The organism is Flexivirga meconopsidis, from assembly GCF_026162425.1.
In the GTDB taxonomy this organism is placed as follows: domain Bacteria; phylum Actinomycetota; class Actinomycetes; order Actinomycetales; family Dermatophilaceae; genus Flexivirga; species Flexivirga meconopsidis.
This window is the reverse complement of the sequence record NZ_JAOBQJ010000003.1, coordinates 377,534-391,323: the sequence shown is the minus strand read 5'-3', so window position 1 is coordinate 391,323 and position 13,790 is coordinate 377,534. Positions and strand designations below refer to the sequence as shown.

Genomic DNA, 13,790 nt, shown 5'->3' with positions numbered 1-13,790 from the left:
GCCGCGACGACCCGGAGCCCGGACCTGCGTCTGAGCTCTGCGAGCCGGTGACCACCGACACGGGCTAACGCGCGCGGAGACTGTCGATGATGCGGTTCGTCGCGGCCTGCTGACGCTTGGCATCGGGTCGTAGACCCAGGGTCGCGTCGACGGGGTCGATGGAAGCAAGCATCACCATGAGCTCTTCAGCGGTGAGCGTGCTATCGATCGCGCCGCGGTCATGCAGCCGCTCGGTCATTGCGTTGAACGCCTCACGAGTGCGAGCCATGGCCGCACCGACCGCACCGTCGAACTCGTCTTCGAGCGTGTGGTTGATACGACAGGTGATCTGGCGGATCTGCAAGTAGTCCAGCACGAACGCCCGGAAACCCTCCCACGCGTCGGCCGAGCCGTCCGCCACGGTCGCGGCGCTTGCGCTCACCCCATCGAGCAGATCGACCACGACCGCAGCCAAGAGCGTCTCCTTGCGCGGCGCGCGTCGGTAGAGCGTCCCGACCCCGACACCGGCGCGCGCGGCGATCTGTGCGGCCGACGGGTCCAGATTTCCGGCCACGACGAACTCTCGCGTCGCCGCCAGCAGCGCATCGACGTTGCGCTCGGCGTCCGCGCGTGGCGGCTGCTCACCCAAGAGCAGCGTTCGCGCGGCGGAACCCGTTCTCATGACGGCAACCCTAGCAAACTGGACGATCTCCGTCCGCTTACGCTACGGTCCCAACCGGAATTGTGTCGTCCGTTTAGGAGGGACTGTGGGCGCTTCATCTCGCCAGTCGTCCGCACTCGTGCTGGCTGCGCTGGCTTCCGGATTCGTGATGGCGTCGGTCGACGCCACGGTGGTCAACGTCGCCGCTGTCGACATCGGCAAGAGCTTGCAGAGCTCGCTCAGTGAGATCACGTGGGTGGTCGACGTGTATGTGTTGACCTTCGCATCCCTACTTCTACTGGGCGGTGCGCTCGCAACGGCATACGGGAGCAGGCGTCTCTACCTGGTTGGCATGGTCGTGTTTCTAGTGGCTTCGGTTGGCTGCGCGCTCGCCCCGGACGAAGCGAGCTTGATTGCGGCACGGGCGGTCGAGGGCGCCGGCGCAGCGCTGTTTATGCCGAGCTCACTGGCACTGCTCGTCGGGATGTTCACCGAACCGGCGCAACGAGCCCGCATGCTAGGACTGTGGTCAGCCATGGTCGCCACGTCCGCGGCGGTCGGCCCGTCCATCGGCGGCATCTTGGTCGGTGCATTCGGGTGGCGCAGCATCTTCTTGATCAACATCCCCGTCGTGATCATCGGAATCCTCCTGACAACGCGTGTCATCCCTTCGACCACTGGCACGGGACGGCGAGTCTCACCGGTCGGCAATCTGCTGTTCTTTCTTGCCGTCGCCGCTGGCTCATTCGTGTTGATCCAGGGGCACACCAGTGGGTTCGACGCACCCCCGATTCGCATCGCCGTCGTGCTCCTGGTGAGCTCAGCTGTCGTGCTGGCCATCCACCAGAGGCAGGCGACGGATCCGGTCATGCCCTGGCGCCTGTTCGGACGCCGCTCGTTCAGCGGCGTCAACGTCGTTGGATTTCTTTACAGCGCAGCGCTTTACGGGTGTCTCTACCTGATGGGTCTGTTCTTTCAGAATGCCCGCCACGTCAGCGCCGTGGAGGCCGGGTTGCAACTGCTACCGATGACCGTCTGCTTCCCCCTGGGGAACCTGGTGTATACCAAGATCCACCACCGGTGGAGCAACTCCGCGATCATGGCGGTCTGCCTCGGACTCGCAGGGATCGCAACCGCGCTCCTGCTGCCGGTTGATCCGAGCACCCCCTACTGGTACCTCGCGATCGCGCTCGGCCTGGCCAATAGCGGCGCCGGGCTGGTCACCGCATCGATGACCGCCGCCATCGTGCAGGCCGCGGGCGACGAACACGCCAACCACGCGGGAGCTGTGCTGAACACCAATCGACAGCTGGGCACCCTCGTCGGTGTCGCCGTCATCGGCCTGGTCCTGCAGAGCACCGAAGACTGGTATCGAGGTCTGCACGTCGCACTCGGCCTCGTGGCGGCCGTATATCTGCTGGCGAGCCTGACGGCCGCCGCGACACACCCCCGCCGGATGGGCTCGCCGGTGGGGGCGGTCGCCGCGCAGGCACCGGCCAAGTGCCCGGACTGAGTGGGTCCGGTCCGGGGATGGACCTGCTGCGACTGCGAAGACTCAGCTCAGTTTCGCCAGCCAGTCGGTCGCGTTGAGGGCGAGCTCGGCATCGGTGCCAGCCGGGTCGTTCCAGCCGTCATACAGCGTGTTGCCGCTCTGCCCGGTGCCGTCGTCGACCGGTGACGAGTCGCCCCAGGTGACGATCCGGCCGGAGCCGAAGGTGGACGCCGCCACGAAGCAGCCGGTGGTGCCGATGTTGCTGACCGCGTTGCGGTAGAGCAGGCAGGTCGCCGAGGAGTTGGCGGCCTTGTCGATGGTGAACGTCGTGCCGCCGCGCAGGATCGACCCGGTGACCGTGCCCCACGGACCGTTGATGACCGGGTGCGACTTGGCCGCAGCCGGGATGTTGGTCTCGTCCTCGGAGCTGTAGTTCTTCACGTCGGCGGTGATGCCGAACGGGTTGGTGTTGTCGACCCCGTTGGCGCTGAACAGCTGGTTTGCGACGCCGACGCTGTCGATGCCGTCGTTGTTCCGGTCGCTGTTCGCGTGGTCGATGATCAGGAAGAGCCCGCCGCCGTTCTGCACGAACTTCATCAGCGCGGTGCGCTCGGCCGCGGTGAACGACGTGTTCGGCTCGGGGACGACCACCTCGGTGAAGTTCGCCAGGTCCTGCGGGTTGGAGCTGTCGCCATACGTCAGCGCGCGGGTGGTGGTGGCCAGTGAGGTGTATGTCGAGCGGTACTGCGCCAACGAGACACCCCACGACGACAGCGCACCGGTCCAGTCGGTCTCGCGGGTCGGGGCGGAGTCCTGGCTGAACGGGTTGGGCTGCGAGGTGGAGATGATCCAGTCGGCGTTGCCGGCGGTCTCGGCGTGGCCGTTGTCGAAGAGCACCTTGGCGGTGGTGGCTGCTTTGGCGGTCGGGGCGGTCGCGACCCCGGTGGCGGCGAGCGGCAGGGTCGCGAGAGCAGCAAGCAGTGCGTGACGAGTGCGCATGTTTCCTCACTGTGGTGTGGACGGGATTGGTGACGGGTGGTGCGTGCCCGCGGCAGCCTGCTGTGTCCCGCTGGGAGTCCGGTGGCGAGCGGGTAAGAGCCTCGTCAATTCCGCGCCAAGAGTTGGTCAACCCCACCGGGCGGCACGCCTTCGCGTCGAACCGGTCTCGCACTGTGTAGCGCGACTGCACGGTGCTGCAGTAATTGTCGCTGGTGCTTCACGGTCGGATCCGCCACAGTGGGAGGATGGCCACCGTGCAGTCCACCCCGCCGCAGACCTCGACGGCCAAGACGACCTCGAAGACCGGCAACGGTGCGCTCTACGGATTCCTGGCCTACCTGATCTGGGGTGTCTTCCCGCTCTACTTCGACGCGCTCAAGCCGGCTGGTGCGTGGGAGGTGCTGTCGCACCGGATCATCTGGACGCTGGCGGTCTGCCTGATCGCACTCGCCACCACCGGGCAGCTCGGCTTCCTCGTGCGGCTCGCCCGAAACCCGCGTCAGCTGGGCGCGACGACGATCGCCGGCCTGTTGATCGCGGTCAACTGGACGGTCTACATCCAGGCGGTGGTGAGCGGCCACACCGTCGAGGCGGCCCTCGGCTACTTCCTCAACCCGCTGGTGACGGTGGCGCTCGGCGTCGTCGTACTCGGGGAGAAGCTGCGCCTGCTGCAGTGGGTCGCCGTAGCGGTGGGCGCCATCGCCTGCGTCTACCTGGCGATCGACTACGGCCGGCCGCCATGGATCTCGATCGTGCTCGCACTGTCCTTCGCTAGCTACGGCCTGATGAAGAAGCGGATCGGCGGATCGCTGTCGGCGATCCAGAGCCTGACCGCGGAGAGCGCGGTGCTCACCCCGATCGCGGCCGTCGTGCTGCTCATCCTGGCCGCCCGCGGCGACACCACCTTCGCGTCGCACGGCGGGGTGCACACCGTGCTGCTGCTCTGCTCGGGCATCGTCACCGCAGTGCCGCTGCTGCTCTTCGCCGCTGCCGCGAGCCGGGTGCCGTTGGTGACGATCGGGCTGCTGCAGTTCATCACCCCGGTGCTCCAGCTGCTCTGCGGTGTGGTGCTGCTCGGCGAGCACATGCCGGCCGCGCGTTGGATCGGCTTCGGTATCGTCTGGATCGCGTTGCTCCTGTTGACGATCGACTCACTCGGCGCAGCCACTCGTGCCCGTCGGCTCGCCCGCGCGGCGGAGAACTGCGCGATCTGAACCATCGGTGGTCAGGCAGCGGTCTCTGCCCGGGTCAACCCCCTCGTCGACAGGCTCACTTATCGGCGAGCGGCCCACTTATTCCGGCGCTCCTGGGTCTGAATATGTGAGCCCCTGGGCGATAAGTGAGCCTCTCGGCGGGAGGGGCCGGTCGCGATCCGCTCAGCCGAGCACCCGGTCCAGATAGCCGTTGGTGAAGACCCGCCCCGGGTCGAGGCGGTCGCGCAACGCGACAAAATCGTCGAACTTCGGGTAACGAGAACGCAATTCGGCGGCGCCCAGATCGTGCATCTTGCCCCAGTGCGGCCGCGCGTCGAGTCCGGCGAGCATCGACCAGAACGCTTCGAAATATCGGCTGTGGTCGCGCCCGGCATACTGATGTATGGCGATGTAGCCCGACTCACGACCGTGCGCCGTCGACAGCCACAGGTCGTCCGCCGCCGCGAAGCGCACCTCGACGGGGAAGGCGATCACCTCGACCTTGCGGGACAGCCACGACCGCAGCTCCCGCAGCACGTCCGGCACCGCGGCGCGAGGGACGGCGAACTCCGTCTCGCGAAAGATGACGTCCCGCTCGGAGGCGAAGACCCGGTAGGACCAGTCGGTGAACTCCCGCCGGGACAGCGCCCGGGCGGATACCTGATTGATTGCTGGTATGACGCGCGGCGCTCGCGTGGTCGCCTTGTTCAGGGCACCGAACAACTTGTTCGACAACAGGTCGTCGTCGATGCGCGAGCGCCACGCCGGCAGCGGGTCGCGCTTCGACTCGTCGGTGAGCCGGGTGTTGGACTTGGTGAGCACCCGGTCGGTGTGCGGGAACCAGTAGAACTCGAAATGGTCTGTGCCGTCGACGCGTTCGTCGATCCCGTCGAGCACCTCGTCGAGGGACGCCGGTGCCTCGACGGCGTGCAGCAGGAACTTCGGGACGCACTGGATCTCCAGCGCGGTGACGATGCCGAGCGCACCGAGGCTCAGCATGACCGCGGGAAGCAGCTCGGCGTTCTCCGTCTCGGTCACCCGCAGCAGGGATCCGTCGGCCTGCACCAGCTCGACACCCGTCAATTGCCCTGCGATGCCGGTGAATCCGGCGCCCGTGCCGTGCGTGCCGGTGGACACCGCGCCGGCGATGGTCTGCCGGTCGATGTCCCCGAGGTTGGTCATGGCCAGTCCGCGCCGCTGCAACTCCGGGCCGAGCACGTGCAACGGCGTCCCCGCGTGCACCCACACCCGCCCGGTCCCCTCGTCGACGGATCGCACACCGGACAGCCGGTCCATCCGGACCAGCACATCGGTCGGTTCGGCGATCCCGGTGAACGAATGCCCGGCACCGACAGCCTTGACCCGGCGACCTTCGCGCGCCGACTCCTCACACAACAGCTGCAGGTGCGGCACGTCGTGCACCATCACCACCTCGCGCGGCCGACTCACGACCGTGCCGGACCAGTTGCGCCACTCAGCCAAAGTTCTGTCCTTCCCCTCGGTAGGTCGGCAACCGGTCGACGATCGATCCGTCTCGCACCAGGAGGATCTCGTTGAAGCGCTCGCACATCTCGCCCGCCTTGGCGTGCCGGAACCACACCGGGTCGCCGATCTCCAGGTCACGCGCGGCGGCACCGCGAAGCGGGGTCTGCACCTCACCGGCGCCCTCCTGGCCGAAGTAGCGCAAGCCCTCCGGATGCACCGGGCGCGGCACCCGCGACGGACCGCTCGCACCCGACGCGGAGTAACCGCCGCTGAAGGTGACCGCCACGTCCGGTCGTGGCTTGCGGACCACCGGTGACACGAAGTAAGCCGCCGGCTGCAGATCTGCCCCGTCATACCGGTCGAAGAGCGTGGGTACGAAAAGCCCTGAGCCCGCTGCAAATTCAGTCACCGGAGCACCGCCGACGAGGTGCAAACTGCCGGTGCCGCCGGCGTTCACCACCTCAATCGAGCTGTATGACGAGACGGCGCGAAACACCCGCTCCCGCCGAGTCGCCAGCTCCGCCACCGACCGGCGCTTGAGCAGCCGAACAGCGGGATTGGTGTCCTGCACCCCGGCGACCTGCGCGTCGTAGAACATCAGGCCAACGAGCCGCACACCGTCCAATCGCGCTGTCGCCCGGGCAAATTCGGCGGCCTCAGAGGCGCTGTGCACGCTCGAGCGATGTGCACCGAGCACCGTCTTGCCGACCTGCAGGGACGCGTCCACGTCGAGGCAGACCCGCAGCGGCGTGCCGGACGCCGCACTGTCCAGCAGCCGCACGTGCTCCGGCAGGTCGGCCATGAAGGTGACCCGAGCGGCCAGTGCCGGCTCTGCGGCCACCTGCTTGATCGTCTCCACGTCGACGGTCGGATAGGCGATCAGCACATCGTCGACACCCGACCGGGCAAGCCATGCCGCTTCCGCCGCCGAATAGGCGAGCACCCCCGCGTAACCCGGCTCGCGCAGCATGCGCTCGATGAGGCCGCGCACCCGAATCGACTTGGATGCCACCCGGATCGGCGTTCCCGACGCACGGCGTCGCATCTCGGCGACATTGTGCTCGGCGGCATCGACGTCGAGCACCGCCGCCGGCGCGCCGATCGCCTCGATCGAGCTCCACAACTGCTCAGTCATGCCGGCGGCTCAGTCGTTTCGGTCCGGCCTGCCTGATCCGGTGCCTCGATCTTCGGCATCAGGAAGTCGACGGTGCCGCCGATCATGAGGGCCACCACTTCGAGGATCCGGTTGGCCGACTCGTCGTCATCGTCGACGATCCAGGACAGACTGACCCCGTCGGTGAGCGCGACGATGCCGCGCGCGAGCAGCATCGCGTCGTCGGGCATGGCCCGGCCGTTGGCGGCCGCGTAGGTTTCGAGCGCGCCGAGCACCGCGCCATAGGCGCGCTGCATCAACTGCTGCGCGATCGGCCGAGCCTCGCTGCCGCCGCGGGACAGGTGCGCGACGAGTTCGTAGATGAGCAACTGGCGCCGTCGATCGGAGCCGACCTGGCGCCAGTACTCACGGAAGGCCGCCAGGATCGCCTGATCCGCCGGCAACCGGCCAAGATCCTCAGCACCCAGGTCGGGCTGCTCGATCGACTCCGCCACCGCCGCGATGAGGGCCGCCTTGGACCCGAAGCAGTAATGCACGGTGCCCAGCGGAACGCCCGCTTCCTTGGCGATTCGGCGTACAGTGGCAGCTTCGAGGCCTTCGGCCACCGCGATCTTGATCGTGGCGTCGATCAGCTCGGTGCGACGTTGCTCGGCTGCTACCCGGCCCATAAACCGATGCTAATCCCGTTCATGGACGAGCGTCCATGAATCGCCCGGAATGCCGATCAGGCGCTACGACCGGCGACCTGACCGGGCAACGCCCGCAACACCCGCAACGCGTCGCTGTCACCCAATGGCGCGAGCAACGAAACCGCTTGCGCTGCAACGGATTCGGTATGCCGGCGGGCCTGCTCCAACGCCGGATGCGCACGCAGCAGGGCCAGCGCCTCAGCGTGCTCGGCGTCGTCGGTCAGCGGATGCGACAACAGCTCCTGCAGCCGTGCGTCGGCCGGATCGGTCGACGCACGCGCATAGAGCGTCGGCAGCGTCGCCACGCCTTCGCGCAGATCGGTGCCGGGCGTCTTGCCCGACTCCCCCTCGGAGGCGATGTCGAGGACGTCGTCGGACAGCTGAAAGACGATCCCGACGAGTTCGCCGTACTGCCGCATGATCTCGACCGTCTGCTCGTCACAGCCGCCGAACATCGCGCCGTAGCGCGCGGCGGTCGCGATCAGTGAGCCGGTCTTGTCGGCCAGCACACCGAGGTAGTGCTCGAGCGGATCGGCGTCGGACGGCGCCTGCCGGTCGTCGCGGATCTGCCCGGCGCACAGCCGGACGAAGGTCTGCGCCTGGATGCGTGCGGCCTCGCTGCCGAGGCCGGCGACGATCTCCGAGGCCCGGCCGAACAGCAGGTCGCCGACGATGATCGCGGTGATGTTGTCGTAGGTGGCGTTGACACTGGCCTTGCCGTGCCGCCGCTCCGCGGCATCCATCACATCGTCGTGGTAGAGCGAGGCGATGTGGGTCAGCTCGACCCCGACGGCCGCGTCGACAACCTGCGCGTTGCGGCCGGTGCCGAGCTCGCTGCTCAGCAGCGTCAGCAGCGGCCGGAAGCGCTTGCCGCCGGCGAGCAGATGCTGCGACGCCCCGGCGATGAATTCGTCCTCGTGCTCGACGACCGCGGTCAGCCGCTCGTTGACCGCGGCCAGCCCGACCGCCAGGCGTTCGGCGAGTTCGGGACTGGCCTCGGGGATCATGCTGGTGGCCGGCGCGGGTGCCGGCAGTGGGTTGCTCATCGGAGGGCGATCATCGCATGAAGAGGGCGGAGTGCTGCGCCAGGTTGAGCAACGGCGCGGGTGCCACCCCGAGCACGAGCGTCATCAACGCACCCGCGGTGACCGCGATGCCGGTCAGCGGAGACGGCATCACCACCTGGGTGTCGCCGGTCGGCTCGGAGAAGTACATCAGCACGATGATCCGCACGTAGACGAACGCGGTGACCGCACTCATCAGCACCGCGACCACGACCAGCCAGGTCGCGCCGTGACCGACCGCCGAGGAGAACAGCGCGAACTTCGCGGTGAAGCCCGAGGTCAGCGGGATCCCGGCGAAACCGAGCATCAGGAAGGAGAAGGTCGCGGCCAGCACCGGGCTGGTCCTGCCGAGTCCGGCCCACTGCGACAGGTGCGTCGCCTCCGAGCCGGACGAGCGCACCAGCGCCACGATGCCGAAGGCGGCGATCGTGGTGAAGCCGTAGGCGACCAGGTAGAACATCGTGCCGGACAGGCCGGTCTTGTTGAGCGCGACGACGCCGATCAGCAGGAAGCCCGCGTGCGAGATCGAGCTGTAGGCGAGCAGCCGCTTGATGTCGGTCTGGGTGACCGCGAAGACCGACCCGACGATCATCGTCAGCACCGCGATCACCGCGAGCACCGGCTGCCAGTTCCACTGCAGCCCGTCGAGGGCGACGTAGAACAGCCGCAGCATCGCACCGAACGCGGCCACCTTGACGGTGGTCGCCATGAAACCGGTGACCGGGGTGGGAGCGCCCTGGTAGACGTCCGGGGTCCAGGACTGGAACGGCACCGCGCCGACCTTGAACAGCAGACCCACCGCGATCAGGAAGACGCCCGGGATCAGGATGTCGTCTCGGCCGTTGGTGGACGCGACGGCGTCGGCCAGGGCGCCGAACTGGATGGTCTTGGTCGCGCCGTAGACGAGCGCCGAACCGAACAGGAAGAACGCCGAGGAGAACGCGCCGAGCAGGAAGTACTTCAGCGAGGCCTCCTGCGACAGCAGGCGACGACGACGGGCCAGGCCGGTGAGGATGTAGAGCGGCAGCGACAGCACCTCGAGCGCGATGAACATGATCAGCAGATCGCCCGACGCGACGAAGAGCATCATGCCGCCGACCGAGAAGAGCGTCAGCGGGAAGACCTCGGTGGTCGTCGCGCCCAGCCGGACCGCGTTGGTCTCGGTCGGCGAGCCCGGCACCGACGCGCCGGACTGGGTGAAGGCGTCGGGGTACTTGGTGTCGAATCGCTCGGCCATCAGCAGCACCGCGAAGAACGACAGCACCAGCACGGTGCCCTGCAGCATCAGCGCGGGGGCGTCGATGACAACGGCACTGGCTGCGGTGACCCCGCGGTTGTTGCGGGCGATCAGCACCAGCGTGAGGAAACTGGCGACGAGGCCGATCAGCGTCACGCCGAGCTGCACCAGGTAACGCTGGGCGCGCGGCAGGAACGCCTCGACGAGGACACCCACCAGCGCCGCGCCGAAGATGACGAGCATCGGCACGACAGCGGCATACGAGATGTGTGCCTGCGTGAACGTGGCGGGCGAGGTCACTTGCTGCTCCCCTCAGGGTTGGCGTCGGCGTGCGGCGACGGGTCTTGGACGCCCACGTGTTGCAGGGTCTGCGACACCGCGGGGCGCAGCAGGTCGAGGGCCGGCTTCGGGAAGAACCCGAGCACGACGAGTATGGCGACGAGCACCCCCGCGACGGTCTTCTCCCGCAGGTCGAGGTCGCGGATCGACGACCCGCGCACCTTTGCCTCGGCAGGGATGTCCTCGATCTTGGTGTCCGGCTCGTCGAAGAGCGTGTCGGTCACGCCGGTGTGCGGGCGCGTGCCGTCGTCGCCCAGCGCGAGCGTGCCGTCCGGGCCGGCGGCCAGTTGCGGCTTCGGGCCGGTCAGCACGTTCTTGATCATCAGCAGCACGTAGAGCGCGGCCAGCACCACACCGACGACGGCGATGCCGCCGGCGACCTGGTAGCGCTGGAAGGTGCCGATCATCACCAGGAACTCCGACACGAACGAGTTCAGGCCGGGCAGCGCAAGGCCGGACAGGCCCGCGATCAGGAAGACGCCGCCGAGCACCGGGGTGATCCGCTGCCAGCCGCCGTAGTCGGTGATGTTCTTGCTCTTGCCGCGCACGATCAGGAAGCCGGCGAACAAGAAGAGCGCCGCGGTGGTGAAACCGTGGTTGATCATGTAGAGCTGCGAACCGATCATCGAGGTCTGGGTGACCGCGAAGATGCCCAGCACGATGAAACCGAAGTGGCTCACCGAGGTGTAGGCGATCAGGCGCATCATGTCGTTCTGGCCGATGGCCGCGATCGCGGCGTAGACGATCGAGATCAGCGCCAGGATGATGACCACGGGCGTGGCCCACTTGCTGGCCTCGGGGAACAACTGGAGGCAGAAGCGGATCATCCCGAAGGTGCCGACCTTGTCGAGCACGCCGACCAGGAGTACGGCGACCGCCGGCTTCGACTCGGAGGCGGCGTCCGGCAGCCAGGTGTGCACCGGCCACATCGGGGCCTTGATCGCAAAGGCGATGAAGAAGCCAACGAACAGCAACCGCTCGGTCGATGCGGACATGTTGAGCCCGGTCAGCGTGCTGACCAGGAAGCCCTGGTCGCCGCCGGGGCCCTGCTGGTAGAGCGCGATCACCGCAACCAGCATGATCAGCCCACCGAACAGCGAGAACAGCAGGAACTTCACCGCGGCGTACTGCCGGCGGGGTCCGCCATACAGCCCGATCAGGAAGTAGACCGGGATCAGCATCGCCTCGAAGAAGACGTAGAAGAGGAACACGTCGGTCGCGGCGAACACCCCGACCATGAACGTCTCCAGCACGAGCAGCAGCGCGAAGTAGGTCTGCTCGCGCCGGCCGCCCTCGGGCACGTCGTTCCACGCCGCGAGCAGCGAGATCGGCACGAGCACCAGGCTCATCAGGATGAGCGCCAGCGCCATACCGTCCACACCGAGCGCGTAGGAAACCCCGAATTGCGGGATCCACGAGTGGGTTTCGGTCAGCTGGAACTGCGGCTGGCCGCCACCGGTCTTGAACTGGGTGGCCGCGACGATGCCGACGACCAGGGTGATGAGGGAGAAGACGAGCGCGACCGGGCGGGCCAGCCGGGCCGACCCCTTGGGCAGCAGCGACACGACGGCGGCACCGACGAGCGGTATGACGCCGAGGGTCGTCAGGAAGGGAAAGTCCGACATCACTGCACCACCCACCAGGCGCCGAGGATCGCTACGACACCGAGCAGCATCGTCAGGGAGTAACTACGCACGTATCCGTTCTGCATCTTCTTCAGGCGGGCGGAGCTGCCGCCGATGCCGGCGGCCATGCCATTGCCACCGCCGTCGACGACCTTGTTGTCAAAGAACACCAACGACCGGGTCAGGTGCAGACCGGGACGGGCGAAGACGGCCTCGTTGAGATCGTCCTGGCCGAGGTCGCGCCGGGCGGCCTGGGTGAGCGGCGAGCCCACCGGTGGTGTGATCGGCACGTCGTCGCGCCAATACATCTTCCACGCGATCGCGACGCCGATGATCATCAGCACGACGGTGATCGCCATCAGCGGGTACTGGCCGATGACCGGGTGACCCTCCTCGTGCGCACCGACGACCGGCTCCAGCCAGTCGGTGATGATGTTCGTCGGGCCGAGGATGAGACCGAGGAAGGCCGAACCGACGGCGAGGATCATCATCGGGATCGTCATCGTGAGGGGCGACTCGTGCGGGTGCACGTCCTCGGTCCAGCGGCGCTTGCCCATGAACGTCATGAAGAACAGCCGCGACATGTAGAACGCGGTGACGCCGGCGGCGAGGAGCGCGGTCAGGCCGAACACCCAGGGTTTCCAGCCCTCCCCGATGAACGCCGACTCGATGATCTTGTCCTTGGACCAGAATCCGGAAAGACCCGGGAAACCGATGATCGCCAGGAAGCCGAGCCCGAAGGTGACCCAGGTGATCTTCATGACCGTGGACAGCCCACCGAAGCGGCGCATGTCGACCTGATCGTTCATCCCGTGCATCACCGAACCGGCACCGAGGAACATGCCGGCCTTGAAGAAGCCGTGCGTGACCAGGTGGAAGATCGCGAACGCGTAGCCCACCGGGCCGAGCCCGGCGGCCAGCACCATGTAGCCGATCTGCGACATCGTCGAGGCGGCCAGCGCCTTCTTCATGTCGTCCTTGGCACAGCCGATGATCGCTCCGGCGGCCAGCGTGATCGCGCCGACGATGCAGACCGCGAGGCGGGCGTTCTCGCTGGCGGTGAAGATCACGTTGCTGCGCACGATCAGGTAGACGCCCGCGGTCACCATCGTCGCGGCGTGGATCAGTGCGGACACCGGCGTCGGGCCGGCCATCGCGTCGCCCAGCCAGGACTGCAGCGGGAACTGCGCCGACTTACCGCAGGCGGCGACCAGCAGGCAGAGCCCGATCGCGAGCAGCGTGCCCTTGCCGGTGCCGGCAACCGCGGCGTTCACACCGGCGAAGTCGAGCTTGCCCCACGCCCAGAACATGATGAACATCGCAAGCAACATGCCCATGTCGCCGACGCGGTTGAGGAAGAACGCCTTGTTCGCGGCGGTCGCGTAGGCCGGGTTCCAGTTCCAGAAGCCGATCAGCAGGTATGACGCCAGGCCCACGCCCTCCCAGCCGACGAACAGCAGCACGTAGGAGTCGGCCAGCACCAGCAGCAGCATCGACGCCACGAACAGGTTGAGGTAGGCGAAGAAGCGGCGCTTGTCGGGGTCGTGCTCCATGTAGCCCAGCGAGTAGACCATGATCAGCGACCCGACGAACGTGATCAGCAGCACGAACGTGGTCGACAACTGGTCGATCAGCAAACCGGCGTCCAGGTTGAGCGAACCGGCCGGGATCCACGAGTAGAGGTGCAGGTGCATCGCCCGCTCCTCGGCGCCGCGGCCGCGCAACTGCAGCACGATCAGCAGGCCGATCACGAACGCGGCCCAGGACAGGAGGACCGCCAGGTAGGGGCCGGCCTTGTCCAGCGCCTTACCGCCGAGCAGCAGCACGGCAGCGCCGAGCAGCGGCAGGGCGATCATCAGCCAGCCGACCGAGGCCACACCGGTGGCGTCATGCATGGTCACGTAAACCTCTCT

The 13,790-nt window shown here is 67.4% G+C and carries 11 protein-coding genes; 2 read left to right on the top strand and 9 right to left on the bottom strand.

Annotation, left to right across the window (positions count from 1 at the left end):
- Positions 1 to 64: 64 nt before the first annotated feature.
- On the bottom strand, positions 65 to 661 hold the full coding sequence (locus tag N2M23_RS11605) for a TetR/AcrR family transcriptional regulator (protein WP_265445673.1): 597 nt from the start codon (positions 659 to 661) through the stop codon (positions 65 to 67).
- 85 nt (positions 662 to 746) lie between these two features.
- Between N2M23_RS11605 and N2M23_RS11600 the strand changes: the two genes are divergently transcribed.
- A complete protein-coding gene (locus N2M23_RS11600; protein ID WP_265445671.1) occupies positions 747 to 2,153 on the top strand; it encodes an MFS transporter in 1,407 nt (468 codons plus the stop codon).
- 42 nt (positions 2,154 to 2,195) lie between these two features.
- Here the strand turns inward: N2M23_RS11600 and N2M23_RS11595 are convergent, their stop codons facing one another.
- On the bottom strand, positions 2,196 to 3,131 hold the full coding sequence (locus N2M23_RS11595; protein WP_265445669.1) for a hypothetical protein: 936 nt from the start codon (positions 3,129 to 3,131) through the stop codon (positions 2,196 to 2,198).
- 245 nt (positions 3,132 to 3,376) lie between these two features.
- On the opposite strand from N2M23_RS11595, the gene rarD reads away from it, so the two are divergent.
- On the top strand, positions 3,377 to 4,345 hold the full coding sequence (rarD, locus tag N2M23_RS11590; RefSeq protein ID WP_265445668.1) for an EamA family transporter RarD: 969 nt from the start codon (positions 3,377 to 3,379) through the stop codon (positions 4,343 to 4,345).
- A 162-nt stretch (positions 4,346 to 4,507) separates the two neighbouring features.
- Here the strand turns inward: rarD and N2M23_RS11585 are convergent, their stop codons facing one another.
- Genes N2M23_RS11585 through nuoL form a run of 7 tightly spaced genes read right to left on the bottom strand, consistent with a single transcriptional unit; the run spans position 4,508 to position 13,772 of the window.
- A complete protein-coding gene (locus N2M23_RS11585; RefSeq protein ID WP_265445666.1) occupies positions 4,508 to 5,806 on the bottom strand; it encodes a D-arabinono-1,4-lactone oxidase in 1,299 nt (432 codons plus the stop codon).
- Positions 5,799 to 6,944: an alanine racemase gene (locus tag N2M23_RS11580; protein ID WP_265445664.1), complete on the bottom strand. Its 1,146-nt coding sequence runs from the start codon at positions 6,942 to 6,944 to the stop codon at positions 5,799 to 5,801. The genes N2M23_RS11585 and N2M23_RS11580 overlap by 8 nt, the downstream gene beginning before the upstream one ends.
- Positions 6,941 to 7,591 carry a TetR/AcrR family transcriptional regulator gene (locus N2M23_RS11575; RefSeq protein WP_265445663.1) on the bottom strand — a complete coding sequence of 217 codons (651 nt, stop codon included), beginning with the start codon at positions 7,589 to 7,591 and terminating at the stop codon, positions 6,941 to 6,943. The genes N2M23_RS11580 and N2M23_RS11575 overlap by 4 nt, the downstream gene beginning before the upstream one ends.
- Before the next feature lie 56 nt (positions 7,592 to 7,647).
- Positions 7,648 to 8,658 (bottom strand): polyprenyl synthetase family protein, encoded by a 1,011-nt coding sequence (locus N2M23_RS11570; RefSeq protein ID WP_265445662.1) that lies wholly within the window; start codon positions 8,656 to 8,658, stop codon positions 7,648 to 7,650.
- A 10-nt stretch (positions 8,659 to 8,668) separates the two neighbouring features.
- Positions 8,669 to 10,213 (bottom strand): NADH-quinone oxidoreductase subunit NuoN, encoded by a 1,545-nt coding sequence (nuoN, locus tag N2M23_RS11565; RefSeq protein ID WP_265445661.1) that lies wholly within the window; start codon positions 10,211 to 10,213, stop codon positions 8,669 to 8,671.
- Positions 10,210 to 11,877: an NADH-quinone oxidoreductase subunit M gene (locus N2M23_RS11560; protein ID WP_265445659.1), complete on the bottom strand. Its 1,668-nt coding sequence runs from the start codon at positions 11,875 to 11,877 to the stop codon at positions 10,210 to 10,212. The genes nuoN and N2M23_RS11560 overlap by 4 nt, the downstream gene beginning before the upstream one ends.
- Entirely contained in the window at positions 11,877 to 13,772 is a 1,896-nt protein-coding gene (gene nuoL, locus N2M23_RS11555; protein ID WP_265446169.1) for an NADH-quinone oxidoreductase subunit L, read from the bottom strand. Before nuoL ends, N2M23_RS11560 begins: the two co-directional genes overlap by 1 nt.
- Between the last annotated feature and the right edge of the window lie 18 nt (positions 13,773 to 13,790).

Excerpts from the sequence above, each read along its gene's own strand:
- N2M23_RS11605 (WP_265445673.1), bottom strand. The coding sequence starts at position 661 with ATGAGAACGGGTTCCGCCGCGCGAACGCTGCTCTTGGGTGAGCAGCCG.
- N2M23_RS11595 (WP_265445669.1), bottom strand. The coding sequence starts at position 3,131 with ATGCGCACTCGTCACGCACTGCTTGCTGCTCTCGCGACCCTGCCGCTC.
- rarD (WP_265445668.1), top strand. The coding sequence starts at position 3,377 with ATGGCCACCGTGCAGTCCACCCCGCCGCAGACCTCGACGGCCAAGACG.
- N2M23_RS11580 (WP_265445664.1), bottom strand. The coding sequence starts at position 6,944 with ATGACTGAGCAGTTGTGGAGCTCGATCGAGGCGATCGGCGCGCCGGCG.
- N2M23_RS11575 (WP_265445663.1), bottom strand. The coding sequence starts at position 7,591 with ATGGGCCGGGTAGCAGCCGAGCAACGTCGCACCGAGCTGATCGACGCC.
- N2M23_RS11570 (WP_265445662.1), bottom strand. The coding sequence starts at position 8,658 with ATGAGCAACCCACTGCCGGCACCCGCGCCGGCCACCAGCATGATCCCC.
- N2M23_RS11560 (WP_265445659.1), bottom strand. The coding sequence starts at position 11,877 with ATGTCGGACTTTCCCTTCCTGACGACCCTCGGCGTCATACCGCTCGTC.
- nuoL (WP_265446169.1), bottom strand. The coding sequence starts at position 13,772 with ATGCATGACGCCACCGGTGTGGCCTCGGTCGGCTGGCTGATGATCGCC.